Below are 22,535 nucleotides of genomic sequence, written 5' to 3' on the forward strand. Positions count from 1 at the left end.
CACTTCGTTGTCTTCTCAATGCTCATGCTTGGAAATGCAACGTCTCTACTTCAAAGTTCATAACACGCTCTAGGTGCAGGAGACTTGAAGTTGGGCCCCACGGTGCATCCGGCGATCATCCATAGAGCCACAGAAAATGCAGCCGCACGCAGGCATAACATCGGTTTTGGTCCGGGCCGATGTGGATTAGCGTCGTAAATATGCTGCAATTCGGAACGGTCGTGCGAGCTAGTGTCTTCTACACTAATTATCTGAGTCGCTTCGTTCACCGTTACTGTTTCGGCACTGACTTCTTGAGCGTTTAGAAAATTGCCTATCAATGTGAAGGAATTTATTTTCTGTCTTAGTGTGTTATGGATATGGCAGGTGGAAGCATCTGTAGCTCTAATTAACTCGATATCCGTCATGGCGATTGCGACGAGTGTGCTGGTAGGCATATCCGTTGGTTTTACTACAGTCGGATAGCCGATCCGTTGCTCTATGGTTATGGCCTCCTGCTGCGTAGTAGTAACACTAAATTGAGGAGTTGGTACACACGTGGAACACGACGCCAATCGCATCAAACTGCGGGCAGTCTCCAGCAAGGTTGTATCGTCGTTGGCATTGGCCAAGACAACCGCTTCGGCGATCACGGGGCGTATACCATCACCAAGTGGGTTATTTTTGTTGTGGCAGTGGTGAATTGCGTCGAAATATATTCCGCAAATTTGTTTCACTTGCAGTTATTCCCCTGGTGGCCCATCTCGCCACTTGATCTTCGTCATGCATAAAGACACTCCATTTTCCAATGATGCAGAACTAAGACAGCACCATAATCAACGGACTGCTTTCTGCAGGACGGAAATATGTCAAAAAGTCAACGGCTATATATTTTGAACTGGCCCCTCTAAAGGCTAGTGCAATGCTGAGGCTGGAATTATTAAGTATGCAACTGCAGTACTTTGTTAAATATAATATTAATTATGAAATTCCGTTGAGTTTTTATTTAATATTCCAGACTTGAAGTGCAGGCGAAATTAGAGTTTCGATCATAAGAATTAGAAAAATCATGCCTTCCAAATTCATGGAAACACGATGCAATGCCTTCAGGTCGATAAGCTATGCATGCTCATTGATAGAGTCAATAGCAAATTTTTAGTTTTCTCATCAAGTCGGATGCCATCTCGTAAAATTGTCTACACAGGTAAACAAAAATACAGGGGCGTGAAAATTAAGTATTAATATCTTATTCGCTACGAAATGGATGCAAAAATAGTGATTTCCTCTTAAAGAAATGAAAACTTATTGCCTGATTCCACTTCTGGCCACAGCTAAAAATGGTGGGATTACCTGCCTTCTTCATCGTGCTGTTCCGCCCCTTGGGTCTACACCTTGCGATGCCGAGCAGTGCAAGTGTCTGGAAAGTGGGTCAGATTTAAATCGGCCTTGACAGGACCGGTCAAGTGCGTGAAACGCCGCTGTGAAAGAATGCGGCTTCCGTACCTAAGGATGGTCATGAAGAGATGCGTTACCCCGCCCTCGATTTGCTACGCGGTATCGCCATCGTCTGGGTGATGCTGTTTCATTCGTTTGTGGTTGGTGGATTGGGGCATGATTGGAGTTGGCTATCGCGCGATGGTTGGATGGGCGTGGATCTATTCTTCGTCCTCAGCGGTTTCCTGATCGGCTGCCAAGTGCTGGCGCCGCTCGCGCGTGGCGAGCCGTTGCGCTATGGCGATTTTTACTTGCGCCGTGCTTACCGCGTGTTGCCGGCGTATGTCTTGGTGCTGGCGCTGTATCTGGTCTGGCCTGACTTCCGCGAAGCCCCCAGCATCGCGCCGTGGTGGATGTTCGCCACGTTCACCTTGAACCTGGGCATCGATTACGCAAATCAACAGGCGTTCTCGCATGCATGGTCGCTGTGCGTTGAAGAACATTTCTACCTACTGTTCCCGCTGCTGGCAGCGTTGGTGCTGCGGCGACCCTCTGCCTGGCGTTTTGTCGCACTGTGCGGGGGCGTGGTGTTGGCCGGTATCGCACTACGCACGACAATCTGGCTGCATGACGATGCGCTGGAGCGTGTCGGTGCCGGCTTGCAACGCAATTGGTTCATCGAAGATCTCTACTACCCGACCTGGAACCGGCTTGATGGATTGCTGGCCGGGGTGATCCTTGCCGTCCTCAAGACGTTCCGACCGCAGCATTGGCAGTGGTTGCAGCGCCATGCCACGGCCACCGCCTTGGTTGGCGTCGCTGTCTGTGCATTGGCCATCTGGTTGTTTCGCGACCGCACGGGGCTGCTCGGCAATGCGATCGGTTGGCCGGTGTTGTCGTTGGGGTTGGCGCTGCTGGTGAGCGCCGGCGCCTCCATGCGCGGTCCGCTGGGCCGTTGTCGGGTGCCGGGCGCGGCTTGGTTGGCGGCGGTGTCCTACAGTCTGTATTTGAGCCACAAGGCGGTGTTCCATCTGACTCAGCTCTGGCTTGGCCCGGTGTTGGAGGGGCGCGGCCTGCTTGCATTCGCGGTGTACGCCGCAATGGCGCTGCTGGCGGGCGCGTTGTTGCATTACGCAGTGGAACGGCCGTTTCTGCGTTTGCGCGATCGTCATTGTGTGCGGCCGCATGCGCTGGCCGGCAGTTGAGCGTCCTTGCGCAGTGGTGAACCTCGCCCACCGTCGACAGCGTCAAGATCGGTAAAACCGGTGCGTGCATCGTGTTCGGCAAACCGATCAAACCACGCAGCGCACAGGGTGTGCGCCGCCTCATCGAGATAGTCTTCGCTCATCAGGACGACCGCAGCCCTCGCGCTTGGTGCTGAGTGCGACGGCTACCGCTGTGCCGCTGCTACAACCGTAGTTCGAAACCAAGATAGGCCGAGCGGCCGGGCGCTGGCGAGAACATTGGCTGGTCGTTGCCGCCCCAGAAGAAGTTGTCGTACCACACGTAGGCGTAGCGGTCGTCGGCCAGATTCTTGATCTGCAGATCGATGCTGCTGCGCGCAGAGAGTTGATAGCGGACGCTGGCATCGACGACGGTGAAGCCGCCGTACTTGCCATGGGCGTTGAGTGCGTCGATGTAGTAGTCGCCTTGCGCGTGCGCCTGCAGGCCGAATTTCCAGCGTGTATCGGGCCGGTAGTCGATGCCGGCGGTGCTGATGTAGCGCGGCGTCGAGAACACTTCGCGTCCGTGCAGTGACACGCCAGAAGCCGTGTAGGCGGTGACGACCTTGGCTTCCTGCACCGCGTGCGACAGCCACGCCGTCCAGTGTTCGCCCAGTTGCGTGCTCAGTTGCAGGTCCACGCCCTGGCGACGGGTATGGCCCAGGCCCACGGTGGTGCCGCTGCTGACATTGTTGGCTACTTCATTGGTGGCATCCTGCCGCCACAGTGCCAGGCGCGCTTCGGTGCCGACGATCGGTTGCAGTTTCAGTCCCAGTTCCTTGCCGGTGTTGATCGAGGGTCCGAGCGCTGGTTGGCCAGGCGTCAGATAGGCCGGGGCGGTGGAACCGGTCAGGACTTGGAACGTCTGGCCCCAGTTGGCGTACACGCTCATGCGTGGAGTGAGCGCGTAGATCACGCTGAGTTTGGGTTGGTCGATCCAGCCGTAGGGCTGCAACGGTGCATGCACGCCGCCGGGTAGTGCGGTGTTGCCGGAGAAGTGGTCGGCGCGGAAGGCGGGCACGATTTTCAGCGCGTCTGTCGGTTGGATCACCGCTTGCAGATACAGGCCCAGGTTGTCCAGGGTGTAGCGGTCGTCGTTCTGCACGCGCGCCGGGGGGCTCCAGAAATCGGTCGGAACGCGATAGGCGTAGCGGTAGCGCTGGTAGCGGTTGTCCTGGTGTTCGGCATTGAAGCCGCCTTCCACACTCAGCACATCGCTGGCTTGCCAGCTCACGGTGCTGAGCAAGCCGATCTGGCTTTCGTTCCATTGCCGACGCTGTCGCGGCGCGTTGCCCAGCGGGTAGTCGGTGAACGTGACCCGGCGCTGGTCCTCGTAGCGGTTGAAGTACAGCGTGTTGCGCAGATGCAATCCCTCGTCGAGCCGGAAGTCGGCATGGAGGCTGGCCTGGCGCATGTCGCGGTCATCGCCGTCGTTGGCATTCTCCGGTGGCGACTGCGTGCGGTCCTCGGCCAGTTGCGTGGCAGTGAGGAAACCCGCCTCGTCGGCTTTGTGGTGGTAGATGCGGGCGATTAAACCGATGCGCGCGGTGTCGTCTTCCTCGCCGTAGAACCATTTGCCGCCGAGGGTGTATTTGCGCGAGGTGTCGTGCTCGCGGTCGCCGTGCGCGGCTTGTGCGCCGATGAAGTAGTTCTGCGCCAGGCCATCTGATTCGTGGCCCAGGGCGAACTGCAGTTCGCGGGTAGCGAAGCTGCCGTCACTCAGGCGCAGGTCGCGGTAGTCGCCGCCCTGGCGGGTGGCGATGTTGACGTTGCCGCCGATGTTGTGGAGTCCGTAACGCGGGTCATTGGTGCCGCGGACCGCTTCGATGTAGGCGATTTCCAGAGGGAAAATCATATCGATGAAGCGTTGGGTGCCGCTGTTGGCGTTGCTCGGCACACCATCGATCAGGAGTTTGATCGCGTTGATGTAGCCCTCGCCGTTGAATGCGCGGAACGTGGCTCTGCCGGATTCGGCGCCTTGGCCGGTCTCGGTGAGCTGTACGCCCGGCATCTGTCCGAGCAACTCCCAGCTGTTCATGACGTTCTTGTCGCCGATTTGCTCGCTGCCCAGCACGTCGACCGAACTGAGGATGTTGCGGGTGGACAGGCTGGCGGCGGTCTGCTGCCGTGCCTCCACGGTGCCGAGAGTGGTGGTGCTATCGGAAGTCGGGTTTTCTGCGGCGCCGTTGCCAGCAGCCAGTGCGCTCAGAACGGCAAGCAACATTCGACTGGCGAGCAGCCTGCGTAGCGCGTGCGTATTCGCATGGCCGATTGGTTTGACGTCGTGTGGGACGAGCAAGCGGTCAAGACCGTTGTGCAGGCGCGCTGGGTCGGTGATGCAATCGGTCATCGCCACACCTTGCAGCAGCGAGGCGCGATACCGTGGATAGGGGAGTGGGTAGCCATCGCAGCAATCTCTTTCGAACGAAAAGGGAGGCTGGCACAAGCGGCTGGCTAGCGCGCAATTTAGCACAGTCGGTCGCAGCGACGTAGCTGTGACCGCACGGTCGAGTCGGGCACGCGAATGCGCTCGTGGCTTTGGCGATAACCGCAGTCCGAAACTGCGTTGAGGTCGTGTGGTCGAGTGCGCGCGAGAATTTTGCTTGGTCGTTGTGGCCTGGGAAGAAGTTGTGCAGCCACACGGACGTAGTGCGCGCGTCGGTCAGGTTTTAGATCGGCAGATAGATGCGGTGACGCGCGCAGAGCCGATCGCTCATGTAAGGAGCTGCTACCCGGTAGCGGCCATGCTTCCCGCGCGTCGATACCGTCGCAATGACACAACGGTAAACACGCCGCCGCGCCCGACGTGAGCGCATCACTGCCGCTAGCGCGGTTGCCGGGCGACCTGGAAACCGGCGAATGACTGCGTCACCGGCATGATCTCAAGCCGATTGATGTTCAAATGTGCTGGCAGCGTCGCCACCCAGAAGATCTGCTCGGCGATGTCTTCGGCGGTCATGGGCTGTGCGCCCTGATAGAGCGTGTCCGATGCGTTCTGGTCGCCGTGTGTGCGGACTAGAGTGAATTCAGTCTCGGCCATTCCTGGTTCGATTGCGGTCACGCGCACGCCGGTGCCGTGCAGGTCCGAACGCAAACCCAACGAAAACTGGCTGACGAAGGCTTTGGTGCCGCCGTAGGCGTTGCCACCCGGATATGGATACAGCCCCGCCACCGAGCTGATGTTGATGATCGCGCCACGGCGTTTGATCAATGTCGGCAGCAGACGGTGGGTCAATGTCACCAGTGCCGTGATATTGGTGTCGATCATCGTGCGCCAGTCGTCCAGGTCTGCGGCTTGTGCTGGCGCCGTGCCCTGCGCGAGCCCGGCGTTGTTGACCAGCAGGTCGATGTCGCCGAATGCCTCCGGCAGTGCTGCCAGCATCGCGTTCAGCGCAGTGGTATCGCGGATGTCGAATGCGGCGATGTGCACGCGCTCGGGACCGAATGCTTCCAGCAACGGTTGCAAGCGTTCGGCGCGGCGCCCGGTGGCGATCACGCGCCAGCCCGCGGCGGCGAAGCGCTGTACGGCGGCGGCGCCAAAGCCGGATGTGGCGCCAGTGATCAGAGCAGTCTTGGTCATTAGCATGTGCTGCCTGTATGGAGTTGCAGGCGATAGTAAGAGAAACCGCACATGCCGGTGTCACCGGTCGTCTCGCGCATTGGACGATGTTGTGCTGACCATCGTTGGCGCGGTAAACCTTGCGCCTGATCGTGATGCGATAGATAGCCCGCGACTGTGCGCGGGCTGGCCGTCACTGCGCCTTGATCGCAATCGCCGACAGGCCGCTACCGTTCAATTTCTGCTTGGCCTCGGCCAGTTCGCTGGCGGTGCCGTAGGGGCCCATGCGCACGCGGTAGACGGTCTTGCCGTTGATCTGAGCCGATTCCACTCGCGCAGACAGGCCGAGCATCGCCAGCTTGGCCTTGGTCGACTCTGCCTCGCCGGAGGCACCGAACGAGCCGGCCTGCAGGATGTAGTGCGCCGTATCCGGCTGCGCAGTTGAGGCTGAGGAAGTGGCAGCGGTGGTCGTGGTGGTGATCGGTTTGGGCGATGTCGCCGGTGTCGCGGCAGCGCCAGCCGTTGTACTCGGCGTCTCGGGCAGTGGGGTTGGCGAGGCCATTGCCGGAGTTGTCGTTGTCGCCGTGGTGCCTGGCACCGTCGTGGTCGTCGTCGGTGGTGCCAGCTTTGCTTGACGTGCGGCCTCGGCACGCGCGCTGGCGGCCAGTTCGGCGTCGGACATGCGCACTTCCTTGCCAGGCAACAGTGTGTAGAAGTCGTACTGGGTCTGTCCGTCCTTCTTCTTCGCGTCTGTCTTGGCGTTACCGGCCTTGGCTGTTGCGGGCTTGGATAATTCCGGTGCCGCATCGACGTCGGCATCGGCCACTTGGGCGGGCTGTGCATCGGGATTGGCATGTGGGCCGCCGATGCGCAGGAAACTGTCGCCGCCCTTCTTGAACAGGCCCGGCGCGCCGAGGAACACCACCGCCGCGATCGCCGCGCCAGCGATCAGCCATACCCAAGCGGGTGTGCCGTTGTTGCTGTTGCGCCGGGCCTGTGTCTTACCGCGTCGTGCTGCCATGTACCGCTTCTCCACTGATTACATTTTTTCCGGGGCACAAACGCCCAGGAGATTCAATCCGTTCGCCAGCACCTGCTGCGCCGCGACCGCCAGGGCCAGTTTGGCGTTGCGTTCGCCGGCGTCGTCCACCAGCACCGGGGTGCCGTGGTACCAGGTATGGAAGGCGGTCGCCAATTCGCGCAGGTATTGCGCGATCAGATGCGGCTCCAGGACATGTCCCGCATTCTCCACCACTTCCGGGTAGCGCGAGAGCTCCATCATCAGCTCCAGCGAGGTCGTGTCGTTCAGTCGGTTGAGCTGACTCATGCCGTCTGCCTGATCGTAGTCGCGCTGCTTTTCCTGCGCTTGCCGCAGCAGGCTGCACACGCGCGCATGCGCGTACTGCACGTAGAAGACCGGGTTGTCGTTGCTTTGTTGGCGCGCCAGATCGATATCGAACGTAAGCTGCGAATCGGGCTTGCGTGCGATCAAGAACCAGCGGGTGGCGTCGCGCCCGGCTTCTTCGATCAAGTCGCGCAGGGTTAGGTAGCTACCGGCACGCTTGGACAGTTTCACTTCCTCGCCGCCGCGCATCACCGTGACCATCTGGTGCAGCACGTATTCCGGCCATCCTTTGGGAATGCCCAAGTCCATCGCTTGCAGGCCGGCGCGCACTCGCGCCAGCGATCCGTGGTGGTCGGCGCCCAACTCGGTGATCGCACGCAGGTAGCCGCGTTGCCACTTGCTGAGGTGATAGGCCACGTCCGGCACAAAATAGGTGTAGGTGCCGTCGGATTTGCGCATCACCCGATCTTTGTCGTCGCCGAAATCGGTCGATTTCAACCACAGTGCGCCGCCTTCTTCGTAGGTATGGCCGGAGGCGATCAGTTTCTGTACCGCCTCCTCGACCTTGCCGTCACGGTACAGCGAGCTTTCCAGGAAGTAGATGTCGAAGTCGACGCCGAACGCAGCTAGATCGTGGTTCTGCTCGTTGCGCAGATAGGCCACGGCGAAGCGACGGATGGCGTCCAGGTCGTGCGGGTCTTTGGCGCCGCTGACCAGATGGCCTTCCAGGTTTACCGTGGCGCCTGCCATGTAGGCGTCGGCCACATCTTGGATGTAGTCGCCACGGTAGCCTTCTTCCGGCCAATCCGGGCTGTCCGGGGTCTTGCCTTGGGTGCGCGCCTGTACCGAGCGTGCGAGATTTTCGATCTGCCCGCCGCCGTCGTTGTAGTAGAACTCGCGCTTGGCATTCCAGCCGTTGGCCTCGAGCAAGCGCGCCAGACAATCGCCGATTGCTGCGGCGCGGCCATGGCCCACGTGCAGTGGTCCGGTCGGATTGGCCGAGACGTATTCCACGCCAACAGTGCGGCCGTTGCCGACCAGGCTGCGACCGTAGTCATGGCCTTGTTTGAGTACCGTCAGTACTTCACGTTGGTAGGCGCCTGGGCCGAGGTGGAAGTTGATGAAGCCGGGGCCGGCGATCTCGACCTTGCGGATGTCGTCGTTGGCCGGTAACGCATCGACCAGTTGCTGGGCCAGGGCGCGTGGATTGGTGCGTGCGGCCTTGGCCAGCAGCATCGCGGCGTTGCTGGCGAAATCGCCGTGCTCGCGGGTCTTGGGGCGTTCGACCACGAAGTCCGGCGGCAAAGTGTCGATTGGCAGGATGCCAGTGGCGCGCAAGGCATCGATACCTTGCGCGATCAGGGCGCGGAGTTGGGATTTCACGGGATCTCTGCTTGAAGCGCTAAACCACCCATTTTACCCGACCCGTCGCTTCTCGGTCCGCAACGGATTCAGGCCGATCTCAGCCGAGGCGGCGTCGCCATGGTGCCGGGTACGCCGTGGATTACATCCAGCCGCGCGATGCCAGCGAGACCGGTATGCCGTCGCCGATGATGAAATGGTCGAGCAGGCGCACATCGATCAGGTCCAGCGCCTTGCGCAGGCGCTCGGTGACAGCCCAGTCGGCAGTCGAGGGTTCCGGATTTCCGGATGGATGGTTGTGGCCGATGATGATCGCGGCCGCATTGAGCGTCAGCGCGCGCCGCACCACTTCGCGCGGATGCACCTCGGTGCCGTCCACGGTCCCTTGGAACAGTTCCTCGAATGCCAGCCAACGGTGACGGTTATCCAGGAATAGTGCGGCGAAGACTTCCTGCGGCCGCGCACGCAGCTGTTGCGCGAAATAGCGTCCGACCGTGGTCGGATCGCTCAGCGTTTTGCCGCGCTGCAGTTCCGCCGCCAGGTGGCGCTTGCCCAGTTCCATTGCCGCCGATAGCTTGCAGACCCGCGCTGGGCCCAGGCCCGGCAGGCTCAGCAGCTCGTCGGGCGGGCGATCGAGCAGGGAGCGCAGCGGCCCGTGCTGCTGTAGCAGGTCGCGCGAGGTCTGTACGGCGTCGCGACCACGCAGGCCGGAGCCGAGGAAAATCGCCAGCAGTTCGGCGTCGGAAAGGGCCTGGGGGCCGCGTGTCAGCAGCTTTTCCCGGGGGCGTTCGTCGCTGGGCCAGTTGGAAATGTGCATATCGCCAGGATGGAGGGCGATATGCTGCAATGGTATCAGGTCGTTAAAAACCATCGGGTAAGCTAATCGTTCTTGCATGGGTAGGACATTCCCGACGTGACCGCGACTTCTGAGAGGCCCCTGCAGGGGCGGCGTGTGCTGTTGTGCGTCGGCGGCGGGATTGCCGCCTATAAGGCGCTGGAACTGGTGCGGCGCCTGCGCGACGCCGGTGCCGAGGTGCAGGTGGCGATGACCGCCGGTGCGCAGCAGTTCGTTACCCCACTGAGTTTCCAAGCGCTGTCTGGCCATATCACCCGCACGACGTTGTGGGATAGCAGCGCCGAGCAGGCGATGGGCCACTTGGAACTGGCGCGCTGGGCGCAGCAGGTGGTGGTCGCGCCGGCCACGGCTGACCTGCTGGCGCGGCTGGCGCACGGCTTGGCCGACGATCTGGTGGGGACGCTGTGTTTGGCCAGCACCGCGCCGCTGACCGTATGCCCGGCGATGAACCATCGGATGTGGCTGCATCCTGCGACGCAGGCCAATATTGCGACGCTGCGCCAGCGCGGCGCGCACGTGGTCGGCCCGAACGATGGTCCGTTGGCCGAGGGCGAATCCGGCCCGGGACGCCTGGCCGAACCGGAGCAAATCGTCGCGGCGTTGGCGGGCAGTGGTGGTAGTGCGCAGTCCGCCATACCGGCGCTGGCGATGGTCGCTGCCGGTACCGCCGCGCCCCGTTCCACCTCTCACGATGGCGCATTGCGTGGCTTGCGTTTGTTGATCAGTGCCGGTCCCACCTACGAAGATTTGGATCCGGTGCGCTATCTTGGCAACCGCAGCAGCGGCAAGATGGGTTTTGCGCTTGCCGCCGCCGCCGTGCGGCGGGGTGCGCAGGTGGTGCTGGTCAGTGGGCCGGTGCAGTTGCCCACCCCGGACGGCGTGCAGCGCATCGACGTGCGTTCGGCGGCGCAGATGCGTCAGGCCGTGCTGGGGGCCTTGCCGGCGGACATCTACATCGGCACCGCCGCAGTCGCCGACTACACGCCCAAACAGGCGTTGACCGAGAAAATCAAGAAAAATGGCGATACCTTGACCCTGGAGCTGATCCGCACGCCGGACATCCTCGCCGAGGTCGCCGCGCAGACCCAGGCGCTGAAGCTGGTGGTCGGGTTCGCCGCCGAGACCCATGACATCGAGCGCTACGCCCGCGGCAAACTCGCCGACAAGCACCTGGACCTGATCATTGCCAACCAGGTCGGCGTGGCCGGTAACGGTTTCGAGAGCGACCAGAATGCCGCCACCGCTTACTGGCAACACGGCGCACGCAGCTTCCCGGCGGTCATCAAGACGCAACTGGCCGAACAATTGCTGGATCTAATCGCTGAGAGGTTGCACGCATGAGCATTCCCACGCCCTATCCGCTGCAGGTCAAGTTGCTCGATCCGCGCTTCGGCGACAGCTGGCCGCTGCCCGATTACGCCACCGAGGCCAGTGCCGGGCTGGATCTGCGCGCGGCAACCGAGGCGCCGTTGACGCTGGATCCCGGCGATACCGCCCTGATTCCCAGCGGGTTGTCCATCTACATCGCCGATCCGCAGTTGTGCGCGGTGGTTCTGCCGCGCTCCGGGCTGGGCCACCGCCACGGCATCGTGCTCGGCAACGGCACTGGCCTGATCGACGCCGACTACCAGGGGCCGCTGCTGATCAGCGTCTGGAACCGTGGCCGCGAAGCCTTCACCATCGCCCCGGGCGACCGAATCGCGCAATTGGTGGTGATGCCTGTTGTGCGCGTTGCCCTACAAGTAGTAGATACTTTCGCCGATAGCGCCAGGGGAACGGGTGGATTCGGCCACACCGGAGTGCGCTGACTGGGGAGCGTTTTTGATGAGCGATGCACTACAGACGCGGCCACTGCCGCAGGGTTTGAGCAAGGGTGCGCCCTTACTGACAGTGCTGCTGTTTCTGCTTGCCGGATGGTTCGGCTGGAGCGCTGTGAGGCAATTGCGCGCTGAACAGGTAAGTGTGGCGCTGGAACGTGCGCGGGATGCGTCGGTGACGCGGGCCACACAGGCGCTGCTGGGGGCCAGTAAACGCCTGTCCGAATGCTTGCAGCAACCAGCCGTGCAGAAGGCGCTGGCCAGTGGCGATGCCGCAGCCGTCGTCCAAGCCCTGCGTGGGGATTGGAAGCAGGTCCAGGATGCACAACTGCTGCCGGTCGATCTGGAATCCAGCTATGCCGATGCGCCACGGTTCGGGTACGGTCGTCTGGCACTGCTGGAAAAAGCCGTATTGACCGGGAAGGTCGTCACTGCCGTGGTTCATGATGGCGGCGGTGCAAAGTTCGGCCTGGCCGCGCCGGTATCGCTGGGGAATAGGCCCAGTGTGATCTACCTGAGTCTGCCGCTGGGCTTGCTCACCGATCCAGTCGCGCAGGTGACGGTACCGGACAGTGGCTACTTGGCGCTGCGTCAAGGGAGCTACGATGTGATCGCTGCCGGAAATTCCGCGCTGTCCAATCATGCCGATGCGTTGTCGCGGCCACTCGGCGATACCGGTTTACGCATGGTCGCTGCCTTGCCCGATACCGAGGCTGGACCGTTCGGGCTGGGTGCGTTGCCGTGTCTGCTTATCGCCGCCCTGCTGGCGGTGTTACGTATCTTGCTGTCGCTGTCCGCACGCGGATACTTGTCGCCGCGCGCAGCTCGCGCCACGGCGGTGGCCGAAGAGCCCACCTTGCAGCAGAGCCTGCAAAGCCAGGAGCCGCTGCCGCCAGCTTCGCCATTGCCGCCATTGCCGCAGTCACTACCGCCGCCGCCGCCAGCGGAGGTGATCCCGGACATGCCGGTTGCGGCGCCTGCCGTGACGGCCGAGATTTTCCGCGCTTATGACATCCGTGGTGTGGTCGGTCGCGACCTCAATCCGCAGGTTGCCGCGCTCATCGGCCAGGCAATCGGGACGATGATGCAGGAACAGGGACTCAACGAGGTAGTGGTCGGGCGCGACGGTCGTCTGTCCGGTCCAGAGTTGGCGGCGGCGCTGATCGAAGGTCTGCGTCGCGCTGGCTGTGCCGTCATCGACATCGGTGTTGCGCCGACCCCGGTGGTGTATTTCGCCAGCTACCATCTGCGCGCCGGCAGTTGCGTGGCGGTGACTGGCAGTCACAACCCCGCCGATTACAACGGTTTCAAGATCGTGATCGGTGGCCAGACGCTGTCCGGTGCCGCCATCGCCGACCTGCACGCGCGCATCTGTGACGGCCGTTTGTCGGCTGCTGCCGAGCCGGGCCGACTGCAGCAGCGCGACGTCGGCCGCGACTACGTTCAGCGTATTGCCGACGACGTACAGTTGGACCGCCCGCTCAAGGTGGTGGTCGATGCCGGCAACGGCGTCGGTGGGGAACTTGCGCCGCGGTTGCTGGAGGCAATCGGCGTGGAGGTGATTCCGCTGTATTGCGATGTCGATGGTACGTTCCCTAACCACCATCCCGACCCCAGCGATCCGCATAATCTGGAGGACCTGGTGCAGACGGTCCGGCGCTTCGATGCTGACCTTGGCTTGGCTTTCGACGGCGACGCCGACCGGCTTGGCGTGGTGACGCATGACGGCAAGGTGATCTATCCCGACCGCTTGCTGATGCTGTTCGCCGCCGATGTGTTGCAGCGTAATCCCGGTGCGTTGGTGATCTACGACGTCAAATGCACCGGAAAGTTGTCGGACTACATCTTGCGCAATGGCGGCAGTCCACTGATGTGGAAGACCGGGCATTCGCTCATCAAGGCGAAGATGCGCGAGACCGATGCCGAATTGGCAGGGGAGATGAGCGGGCATTTCTTCTTCAAAGAACGTTGGTACGGTTTCGATGATGGCCTTTATGCGGCGGCGCGCTTGCTGGAGATTCTGGGGCAGCGCGAAGAATCGCCGTCGGAGGTGTTTGCCGAGTTGCCCGAGAGTATTGCCACGCCGGAGATCAAGGTGCCGCTGGATGGGCACGACGGACATGCGTTGATTGCGCAGTTGGCCATCCAGGCGCAGCAAGAGGGTTCGCGGTTCGCTGGCGCGCGCCTATTGACCCTCGATGGTGTGCGTGCCGATTTCCCCGACGGCTGGGGATTGGTGCGCGCGTCCAACACGACGCCCGTGTTGGTGCTACGTTTCGAGGCAGACAACGCGACCGCGCTGGAACGGGTCAAGGCGTTGTTCCGCGCCCAGTTGCAGGCGGTGCTGCCGACGGTGGTGCTCGGCTTTTGAGCCGGGCATTCCCGACACGTGTCGGGCACAAGCGCGATAGCCGCTCGCGGCTCAGCCGCCGGATGTGGTCGTTGCGGGCTCGGTCTGCGGCCCGTTGCCTTTTGCTGCGCGGTAACGCTGCACGGTGTCTTTGATTTCCTCGTCCAGACTGAGTCGTTGTTGCTCGAGATCCTTCTGTATACGCATTTGTTGCACGAGCGCGCGATGCCGTCGCTGCACGTCTTCGGCCAGATTGTGTGCGACTGTGTGCCCGGCCAGTTCCTGTGCGCCGGCGTTGGCGAGGACCTCCACCAGACCCTGGCGTAGGCTGTCGAGGTTGTAGCGTGAAGTCTGGATATTGTTGTCGACGATGCCCGCGCGTTCTAAGAACACTCTGCGCAGTTCGTCTTCGGTCTGGAACGAGAGCAACATCGCCTGATCGGTACGCTTGCGGGTTTCCAGCGCGGCTTGATCGGCGCGTTGCTGTGCGGCATCGGCGGCGGCCGTAGCGCGCTCTTCGCTGCTCAACGCGCGCCCGACTTCAGCGCTGCGCATGCCGCTGGTGGCGTTGAATTCGTCGCGGGCCTGGTTTACTGCTTCTGGCGGGAGCGCATCGCTGCACATGCGCTGCCCGTTCTGGTTCCAGCAGTAAAGTTTCTTGGGGTGCGTCTGCGTCTGCTGCTGCGCGGAGGCAGACAGTGCAAAGAGTGTCAGCAGTGCCGGGACGGCGCAGCTCCATGGTGAGTGCATCGGCATCGTGGCAGCCCCCTGCTGTCAGCCATATCAATCGCAGCCGTAGCGTGCCCGGTAAGCCAGCAACGATGCGTGAAAGCCAACAAGGTCCGCGTTTCCGTGGATGAATGCAAGTAGGTCGCCCAGATGCGCGACCGAGACCACAGAAATCCCGGATTCGGCCGCCACCGCCTGCGCTGCGGAACGGCGGTCGTGCTCGTTGGCGATTTCCTGGCGGTCCAGCGCGACCAGGATCGCCGCTGGCGTGCCGCCGCCAGCGCGGATGATCTCCAGTGCTTCGCGGATGGCGGTGCCGGCGGTCATCACATCGTCCACGATCAGCACCCGACGTCCGGCCAATGGCGCTCCGATCAGGCTGCCGCCCTCGCCGTGGGTCTTGGCTTCCTTGCGATTGAATGCCAGTGCCAGATCGCGTCCACGTTGCGCATACTCGCAGGCCAATGCGGTTGCCAGCGGGATGCCTTTGTAGGCCGGGCCGAACAGCAAATCGAAGTCGAGCCCAGTGGCGTCGGCCGCATCCGCGTAACAGGTTGCCAACTGTTGTAGCGTGGCACCGGAGTCGAAGCGTCCGGCATTGAAAAAATAGGGGCTGATGCGCCCGGACTTCAGCGTGAATTCGCCGAAGCGCAGCGCTTCGGCGTCCAGGGCCAATTGTAGGAAACGTTGCCGGTAGTCGGTCATGAGACTTGAGAGCACAAATGAAGGGATGACATCAGCATGAGAGCATAGCCGGTTCAGACAGTGACGCGCTGCATTTATGCGGTAGGCTCTACCGGTTATCTCGGTTCGGTTTTTCCATGCGTATTGTCAGTTTCAACGCCAACGGCCTGCGTTCGGCAGCGACCAAGGGCTTTTTCGAGTGGTTCTCCGGCCAGCAGGCCGATGTGTTGTGTGTGCAGGAGACCAAGGCGCAGGCGCCTCAACTCGCCGGGCCGGCGTTCCTGCCGGAGGGCTATCGTGTGCGGTTCCGCGATGCCAGCACCAAGAAGGGTTACAGCGGCGTGGCGATCTACAGCAAGCGCGAGCCTGACGAGGTACGCACCGCACTGGGCTGGCCCGAATTCGACGAGGAAGGCCGTTACCTGGAGGCACGCTTTGGCCAGTTGAGTGTAGTGTCTTTCTACATTCCATCCGGCTCCTCTGGCGAGCTGCGCCAGGGCTACAAATTCCAAGTGATGGATTGGCTGCGGCCGATCTTGGTGGAATGGCTGCATAGCGGTCGCGATTACGTGCTCTGCGGCGACTGGAATATCGTGCGCTCGGCGTTGGATATCAAGAACTGGAAATCCAATCAGAAAAATTCCGGTTGCTTGCCTGCCGAGCGCGATTGGCTCAACGGCCTCTGTGCTGACCGTATCGAAGATGCCAATCTGGCCAGCGGCCGCGGTTGGGTCGATGCTTACCGCGCGCTGCACCCGGATGGACAGGACTACACCTGGTGGAGCAATCGTGGCGCGGCACGCGCCAATGACGTCGGTTGGCGGATCGACTATCAATTTGTCACGCCGTCCCTGCGCGAACGTCTGCAACGCTGCGCCATCTACACCGCGCAGCGCTTCTCTGACCACGCGCCATTCATGGTGGACTACAGCACATGATCCAGAGGATGAGTAACTGGTGGCGTTCGCTGGATGTATACGCCAACCCGCGCGTAAGGGCCATGTTGTTCCTGGGATTTTCCTCGGGGCTGCCCTTCGCGTTGGTGCTGACGACGCTTTCGGCACGACTGCGCCAGGCCGGTATTGATCGCACCACCATCGGCTATTTCAGTCTGGTCGGACTGATGTACTCGCTTAAGTATTTCTGGTCGCCGATCGTTGATCGTCTGCCGCTCCCCTTGTTGTCGCGGATGGGGCGTCGGCGTAGCTGGATGTTGCTGGCACAGCTAGGCATCGTCGTTGGGCTTGTCGCGCTTGCGCTGGCCGATCCAGCGTTGGACACGCGCCAGTTTGCATTGCTTGCGGTCTTTACCGCCTTTGCTGCGGCCACCCAGGACATTGTCGTGGATGCCTATCGTATCGAAGCAGTTCAGATCGATGCCCAAGGCGCAATGGCTGCGGCTTACCAGACCGGCTACCAACTGGCGCTGATCTGTGCCGGTGCCGGTGCTCTGACGGTGGCGGCCCAACTGGGCTGGAAGGCGGCCTATTTGAGTATGGCGGTCTGTGGTCTGTTCGGCCTCGTCACCACGCTGTGCGTCGCAGAGCCGATGGCTGGCAATGGCGCTTCGGTACGCCCGGTCGAACCGTTGGTGGAGGCATTCCGGTTGCGTGCGCAGCATTGGCCTGCCTGGATCAGCGCGATCGTGGCCTGGTGCATCGGTGCCGTGATCTGTCCGTTTGTCGAGTTCTTCGCGCGGATGGGCTGGAAGGCTGGCATCCCGACACTCGCCTTGGTGGTCGCTTACCGACTCAACTACACCACCATGGGGGTTGCGGCCAATACGTTCTACTTGGATATGGGCTTTACCTTGGAACAGATCGCGTTGGTCTCCAAGGTCTACGGGATCTTGATGACCATCGGCGGCGCTTTTCTCGCTGGACTGCTGATCCGTCGTTACGGCGTAGCACGCACGTTGTTGGTCGGTCTGGTGATGTTGAGCGGAGCCAACCTGATCTATGCCTATATCGCCAGCATCGATCCTGGGGTCGCTTGGCTGGCGACTGCGATCAGCCTCGACAACGTGGCCAATGGCATTGCCGGGACCGCCTTCATCGCCTACATGTCATCGCTGACCAGCCCGCATTACACGGCGACGCAGTATGCGCTGTTCGGTACCCTGTGGAGTCTGCCGGCCAAGTCGATCGCCAGTCAGTGGGGCAAGATCGTAGACGCTTGGGGGTATCCGCCGTTTTTTATCTATACCGCTGCGATTGGCATCGTTGCGCTTCCGCTGGTCATTTGGCTGATCTGGCGCGAGTCGCGGAGCAATAGAGGCATGGGAGCCGCAGCTCACTGATGCTGTACCAAGATGGCCCTGCCGACGTTGTGGTGGGGTCATGGATTCGTGAACGGGCGATGCTGGTCGTGCTGTCGGCGGATTGAAAGTCCGCCGCTTCTTGCGGATGATGTGGGATGGCGCATCCTCTGCGTCCCCGCCTGCTTGGGAGTCTGCATGACCGACCTGCTGTTGCGCGACATCGACCCGCTCATGCTTGAGCGTATCCGCCATATCGCCGAGGCCCGTGGTTGGACGCAGCAGCGGACGGTTCTCGCATTGATCGAGCAGGGCTTGCTCGCCAGCGAAAACGAACTACGTAACGGCTTCAAGGGCCTGGAATTGGATGCGCTGTCCGATGCGATCACTGCACTGCGTGCCATGCCGTCTGCCGCTAGATTGTGAGCCGTCGCAGATGTGGCGCGATCACGCCAGATGGATCGCGCCGAGGATGCGCGGCCCGCGCGCGCCGCTGACCGAGGGCAGGTTGCCTGGCAGTCCAGCCAGGGTCTGTCGCGCCAGCCAGGCGAATCCCATCGCTTCCACGTAATCCGGATCCAATCCCCGGGTCTGGGTTGATGCCACGTCCACGCCTGGCAGGTGCGCCTGTAGCCGCGCCAGCAGCAGTGGATTGTGCACGCCGCCGCCGCACACCAGCAGTTGCTGCGTCGCCGGTTGCTGTGCCAGCAATGCGTCGGCGATGGTGGTTGCCGTCAGTTCCAGCAAGGTTGCCTGCACTGCGGCCGGCATGCGTGTTGTCGTGCCGAGATGTGCTTCCAGCCAGCGTAGATGGAAGTGTTCGCGCCCGGTGCTCTTGGGCGGCGCTAGCGCGAACCATGGATCGCCTAGAAGCCGCTGCAGTAGATCGGCATCTACCTGGCCGCTTGCGGCGAACACACCGCCCGCATCGTAGGGTTGGTCCAGGTGGCGTTGGCACCAGGCGTCGAGCAGTGCGTTTGCCGGGCCGGTATCGAAGCCACGCACCTGGCCGTGCGCGGGTAACAGGGTCAGGTTGCCGATACCGCCCAGATTCAGGACGGCCCGGTCCTCGTGCGCGGCACCCAGCATCGCGGCATGAAACGCCGGCATCAGCGGTGCGCCGTGGCCGCCGGCGGCCACATCGCGGCGGCGGAAATCGCAGACCGTGGTAATGCCGGTCAATTCGGCGATGCGGTTGCCGTCGCCCAGTTGCCAAGTGAAAGCGGGATCGGCCAGTGGCCGGTGGCGCACGGTCTGTCCGTGCGAGCCGATTGCGCGAACCGCAGCCGGGACCACTCCGGCTTCATCGAGCAGGCGTCGTGCCGCGTCGGCGAAGGCAATGGCTACTTCCGCATCGAGCTGACCGAGTGCGTCCAGCGATGCGATATCGCCACCTTCGCCCAGTGCAATCAGCGTCGCGCGCTGCCGCGGCGTCCAGGCATAGGTGCGGCCCAGGCACAGTTGAGCGCGTCCGGCTGCGTTGAAATGCACCAGGGCGGCGTCGATGCCGTCTGCACTCGTGCCGGACATCAGGCCCAGGAACAAGGTGGTGTCGGGGGCGTTCGGATTGGACATGATGGGTATCGGGCGAGAACCGGCGTCGCAACGTGGATGGGGCGATGCAGCGCGTCAACCGATGCTGCGGCAGCTGTGTCTGTGGGCTGACAGTTAAAACGTCGCGAGTCGCTGTCGGAATGGAAGTGGACAGCGCGTAGGAACCGCAGTGTAAAGGGCGTACATGAGGATTCCGAGCGTCGTCCGGCGGCGTCGCAGTCGTGATTGTTCGCGACGCTTAGCCTGCGTCGTGCGACGACGCAGGCTTGGCCGATGCCACGACTTTCTTCTTCGTCTTCGTTGGCTCGGCATCGGCGTAGATCAGCTTTTCCACCCGCTGGATGCGCGCCAGCGCTGGCGAGGTCTGTGCGCGGAACGCAGCCAACTGCGTACCAGCCAGTGGTGTTGGCGGAGGCATCGTCACCAACGCTGGATTGCGTTGCACGCCGTCCACGCGGAATTCGTAGTGCAGATGCGGGCCGGTGGCCATGCCGGTCATGCCGACGTAGCCGATCACTGTGCCCTGATTGATGTGTTGCCCCGTCTTGATGCTGCCGAAGCGCGACATGTGGCCGTATACCGTGCTGTAGCCCTTGCCGTGGTCCAGGATCACCACGTTGCCGTAGCCGTGCTGGGTGCCGACGAACTGCACCCGCGCGTCGCCAGCGGCCATGATCGGTGTGCCGATCGGTGCGGCGTAGTCGATGCCCTTGTGCATACGCATGGTGCCGAGCACCGGGTGCAGGCGTTCACCGAAGGTGGAGCTGATGCGGCTGTAGGACACCGGCATGCGGATGAAGCTCTTCTTCAACGGTCGGCCATTGACATCGAAATACTCGGCAGGCTTGCCGTCGCGCTCGAAGCGAAAGCCGGTATAGGTTTTACCGTGTGTGGTGAACGTCGCGGCCAGAATCTTGCCGCTGTCGATGCGCTCGCCTTCGCGCCACGTTTCGTCCATGACCACACTGAAACGATCGCCGGGCTGTAGATCTTTATCGAAGTCGATGTCGTACTTGAAGATATCGTCGGTCATCGTTGCGATTGCCGAGGGCGACAAACCCGCCTTGCGTGCGGCCACGTACAACGAACTGGTGATCTCGCCGCTGCTGACCACAGTGTGAGTGCTGGTCTCGCGCTCGGTGATCTTTTCCTGGATGTCGTCTTCGCGCAGGGACAATTCCATGCGGTGCGTGGCATCGCGGTCGAAGCGAATGCCGCGCAAATCGCCGGCTTCGGGCAGATTGAAGGCGATCTCCGCGCCAGGCCGCAACTTGGTCAGTGCATCGCGGCTACCAGGATGCTCCAGCACGCGCTGCATCACCGTTGCGGGAATGCCGAGTTGCTCGAACACCGTGCCCAAGGTCTGACCGGATTGAATCCGCACGACCTGCCAGTTGTCCTCGCTTGCGCGCTGCTGTTGCCGGGCCAGTGAAATTGGCGGTAACGGCAATGTCAGCGTCGCGTGTGTGGTCTGCAGCGGGACAACGATGGCGTTGGAGAAGCCGGGAACGATAGTCGCCACGAGGGCGCCGATCGTGGCGAACAGGCTGGCATGGATCCAGTGGCGACGTGTCCAGCGTCCGCTGGGAAGGTGTTCCTTCAGCTTGCGATGCAGCACCGTGCCGTGGAGAACATGGAGACGTTGTTTGAAACGCTGACGACGCATGCGTTCCTGATCACGGTTGTGCATCAAGCTTTCCTCAAGAGTCGCAGAGCGCGGACTCAAAACTCGGCTACCATAAACACCGTTTATCAGTGCGTCAAACCATTGAGTTGGCTCGGATTTTCACCAAGCCCCGCATTTTGACGCGTCTTTAACATTATTCATCTTGTTCGATGCCACCCGCTGGAGTATCCGTTTTGTCCGCGATTGAAGAGTCCCTTGCCCTGATCGGCCGTGGCGCCGACGAAATTCTCAAACGTGAAGCATTGGAAGCCCGTCTGCTTAGTGGCCGGCCGTTGCGCGTGAAAGCCGGCTTCGATCCTACTGCTCCGGATCTACATATCGGCCATACGGTGCTGTTGAACAAACTGCGTCAGTTCCAGCAGCTCGGCCACCAAGTCATCTTCCTGATCGGTGACTTCACCGGGATGATCGGCGATCCGACCGGCAAGAACGCCACTCGCAAGCCGTTGACCCGCGAGGATGTGCTTGCCAATGCGCGCACCTACGAGGAGCAGGTGTTCAAGGTGCTGGATCGCGCACGTACCGAGGTGCGCTTCAACTCCGAGTGGTTCGGTCAGATGAGCGCGGCCGACATGATCCGCCTGGCTGGCCAGCACACCGTGGCGCGCATGCTCGAGCGCGACGATTTCGCCAAACGCTATGCGGCCCAGCAGTCCATCGCCATCCACGAATTTCTCTATCCCTTGGTGCAGGGCTACGATTCGGTGGCGCTGAAGGCGGATGTCGAACTGGGCGGTACCGACCAGAAGTTCAATCTATTGATGGGGCGTGGCCTGCAGGAGCACTACGGTCAGCCGGCGCAGATCGTGCTGACCATGCCCTTATTGGAGGGACTGGACGGGGTCAACAAGATGTCCAAGTCGCTGGGCAACTACATCGGCATCAACGAACCGGCGATCGACATCGTGACCAAGACCATGAAGATCGGCGACGACCTCATGTGGCGCTGGATCGAACTGCTGTCCTTCGACATCGGTTTGAACGAGGCGCAGGCACTGAGACAGCAGGTGCAGGCGGGGAGCTTGCATCCGCGTGAAGTGAAACTGCGCCTGGCGCGTGAACTGGCCACGCGCTTCCACGATGCGGTCGCGGCGGAGCAGGCCATCATTGGTTGGCATGCGGTGGTGACTGGCCAGGGCGATACCAGTGTGTTGCCGCTGCAGCAGCTCGTGGTGCCAGCTGATGGCGTGCGGATCGCGGCGCTGCTGACCGCGGCGGGCTTGACTGCCAGCAACTCCGAGGCCACCCGAAAGCTGAAGGAGCGGGCAGTGCGCGTTGCTGGCGAAGTGGTTGAAGATCCACAGCACAGTTTCGCGCCAGGGTTCGAAGGTGTGCTGCAAGTGGGTAAACGCACCTTTGCACGTGTGCATTTGGTTGCTGGCTGAGGGCATCCCATCAGGCCGACAGCCTGTTGTGTAATGGATACGAAGGGGCGCTTGGCGCAATGAGTGGACGCCACTGTGAGTGTGGCGCGCTAAGTCGGCGTTGACCTGGACCCTCCGGTGAAGGATGGGTGAAAAAATGTTTCACACCCCCTTCCCAAGCAGATCATTTAGGGCCATAATTTTCTCCCCCTGACGTGTTGGCTTCACCGCCCCATGTCAGGAAGTCAAAACCTTCGCAAAAAGGTATTGACGCTAGAGAAAAAGCCGCTAAGATGACCGGCTCGCTTCAGCAAAAGCCCACGTGGTGGCGGCTA

Annotated in this window: 18 protein-coding genes; 8 read left to right on the forward strand and 10 right to left on the reverse strand. The window is 61.7% G+C overall.

Annotated elements, in window-relative coordinates; genetic code table 11:
* Positions 1–50: 50 nt before the first annotated feature.
* Complete coding sequence (locus tag XALGPE39_RS15435) at positions 51–716, reverse strand: hypothetical protein (RefSeq protein WP_152624805.1); 666 nt, start codon at positions 714–716, stop codon at positions 51–53.
* Between the two features lie 786 nt (positions 717–1,502).
* Here XALGPE39_RS15435 and XALGPE39_RS02090 point away from each other — a divergent pair.
* Entirely contained in the window at positions 1,503–2,618 is a 1,116-nt protein-coding gene (locus XALGPE39_RS02090; RefSeq protein ID WP_045726783.1) for an acyltransferase, read from the forward strand.
* A gap of 202 nt (positions 2,619–2,820) precedes the next feature.
* On the opposite strand, the gene XALGPE39_RS02100 is transcribed toward XALGPE39_RS02090, so the two are convergent.
* The 5 genes from XALGPE39_RS02100 to radC form a co-directional block, all read right to left on the reverse strand.
* Entirely contained in the window at positions 2,821–4,860 is a 2,040-nt protein-coding gene (locus tag XALGPE39_RS02100) for a TonB-dependent receptor (protein WP_045728901.1), read from the reverse strand.
* Positions 4,861–5,460: 600 nt separating this feature from the next.
* Positions 5,461–6,216: an SDR family NAD(P)-dependent oxidoreductase gene (locus XALGPE39_RS02105; RefSeq protein ID WP_045726785.1), complete on the reverse strand. Its 756-nt coding sequence runs from the start codon at positions 6,214–6,216 to the stop codon at positions 5,461–5,463.
* Positions 6,217–6,388: 172 nt separating this feature from the next.
* Entirely contained in the window at positions 6,389–7,216 is an 828-nt protein-coding gene (locus tag XALGPE39_RS02110) for an SPOR domain-containing protein (protein WP_045726786.1), read from the reverse strand.
* 18 nt (positions 7,217–7,234) lie between these two features.
* Entirely contained in the window at positions 7,235–8,923 is a 1,689-nt protein-coding gene (gene argS, locus XALGPE39_RS02115) for an arginine--tRNA ligase (protein ID WP_045726787.1), read from the reverse strand.
* Between the two features lie 121 nt (positions 8,924–9,044).
* Positions 9,045–9,719 (reverse strand): DNA repair protein RadC, encoded by a 675-nt coding sequence (gene radC / locus XALGPE39_RS02120; protein WP_045728902.1) that lies wholly within the window; start codon positions 9,717–9,719, stop codon positions 9,045–9,047.
* Positions 9,720–9,815: 96 nt separating this feature from the next.
* On the opposite strand from radC, the gene coaBC reads away from it, so the two are divergent.
* The 3 genes from coaBC to XALGPE39_RS16345 are packed head-to-tail and all read left to right on the forward strand — an operon-like array spanning position 9,816 to position 13,946.
* Positions 9,816–11,099 carry a bifunctional phosphopantothenoylcysteine decarboxylase/phosphopantothenate--cysteine ligase CoaBC gene (gene coaBC, locus XALGPE39_RS02125; protein ID WP_235429734.1) on the forward strand — a complete coding sequence of 428 codons (1,284 nt, stop codon included), beginning with the start codon at positions 9,816–9,818 and terminating at the stop codon, positions 11,097–11,099.
* Positions 11,096–11,566: a dUTP diphosphatase gene (gene dut / locus XALGPE39_RS02130; protein WP_045726789.1), complete on the forward strand. Its 471-nt coding sequence runs from the start codon at positions 11,096–11,098 to the stop codon at positions 11,564–11,566. Before coaBC ends, dut begins: the two co-directional genes overlap by 4 nt.
* A 16-nt stretch (positions 11,567–11,582) precedes the next feature.
* Complete coding sequence (locus tag XALGPE39_RS16345; protein ID WP_045728903.1) at positions 11,583–13,946, forward strand: phosphomannomutase/phosphoglucomutase; 2,364 nt, start codon at positions 11,583–11,585, stop codon at positions 13,944–13,946.
* A gap of 51 nt (positions 13,947–13,997) precedes the next feature.
* Here the strand turns inward: XALGPE39_RS16345 and XALGPE39_RS02140 are convergent, their stop codons facing one another.
* The gene (locus tag XALGPE39_RS02140) at positions 13,998–14,681 is read right to left on the reverse strand and encodes a hypothetical protein (protein WP_045726790.1); all 684 of its coding nucleotides are present in this window, start codon (positions 14,679–14,681) and stop codon (positions 13,998–14,000) included.
* Between the two features lie 27 nt (positions 14,682–14,708).
* Positions 14,709–15,359, reverse strand: a complete 651-nt coding sequence (gene pyrE, locus XALGPE39_RS02145; protein WP_045726791.1) for an orotate phosphoribosyltransferase — start codon at positions 15,357–15,359, stop codon at positions 14,709–14,711.
* 116 nt (positions 15,360–15,475) lie between these two features.
* On the opposite strand from pyrE, the gene XALGPE39_RS02150 reads away from it, so the two are divergent.
* From XALGPE39_RS02150 to XALGPE39_RS02160, 3 genes are all read left to right on the forward strand, one after another.
* Positions 15,476–16,276, forward strand: coding sequence for an exodeoxyribonuclease III (locus tag XALGPE39_RS02150; protein ID WP_045726792.1), 801 nt, complete (start codon positions 15,476–15,478; stop codon positions 16,274–16,276).
* 8 nt (positions 16,277–16,284) lie between these two features.
* Positions 16,285–17,637, forward strand: a complete 1,353-nt coding sequence (locus tag XALGPE39_RS02155; RefSeq protein WP_235429735.1) for an MFS transporter — start codon at positions 16,285–16,287, stop codon at positions 17,635–17,637.
* 156 nt (positions 17,638–17,793) lie between these two features.
* Complete coding sequence (locus XALGPE39_RS02160) at positions 17,794–18,021, forward strand: hypothetical protein (RefSeq protein WP_045726794.1); 228 nt, start codon at positions 17,794–17,796, stop codon at positions 18,019–18,021.
* A gap of 21 nt (positions 18,022–18,042) precedes the next feature.
* Here the strand turns inward: XALGPE39_RS02160 and XALGPE39_RS02165 are convergent, their stop codons facing one another.
* Positions 18,043–19,170, reverse strand: coding sequence for an anhydro-N-acetylmuramic acid kinase (locus XALGPE39_RS02165; protein WP_045726795.1), 1,128 nt, complete (start codon positions 19,168–19,170; stop codon positions 18,043–18,045).
* A gap of 217 nt (positions 19,171–19,387) precedes the next feature.
* Positions 19,388–20,839 carry a M23 family metallopeptidase gene (locus XALGPE39_RS02170; RefSeq protein WP_045726796.1) on the reverse strand — a complete coding sequence of 484 codons (1,452 nt, stop codon included), beginning with the start codon at positions 20,837–20,839 and terminating at the stop codon, positions 19,388–19,390.
* Positions 20,840–21,009: 170 nt separating this feature from the next.
* On the opposite strand from XALGPE39_RS02170, the gene tyrS reads away from it, so the two are divergent.
* Positions 21,010–22,221: a tyrosine--tRNA ligase gene (gene tyrS, locus XALGPE39_RS02175; RefSeq protein ID WP_045726797.1), complete on the forward strand. Its 1,212-nt coding sequence runs from the start codon at positions 21,010–21,012 to the stop codon at positions 22,219–22,221.
* Positions 22,222–22,535: the final 314 nt, after the last annotated feature.

The sequence above is a fragment of the Xanthomonas sp. GPE 39 genome (genome assembly GCF_000963005.1).
Lineage (GTDB): Bacteria > Pseudomonadota > Gammaproteobacteria > Xanthomonadales > Xanthomonadaceae > Xanthomonas_A.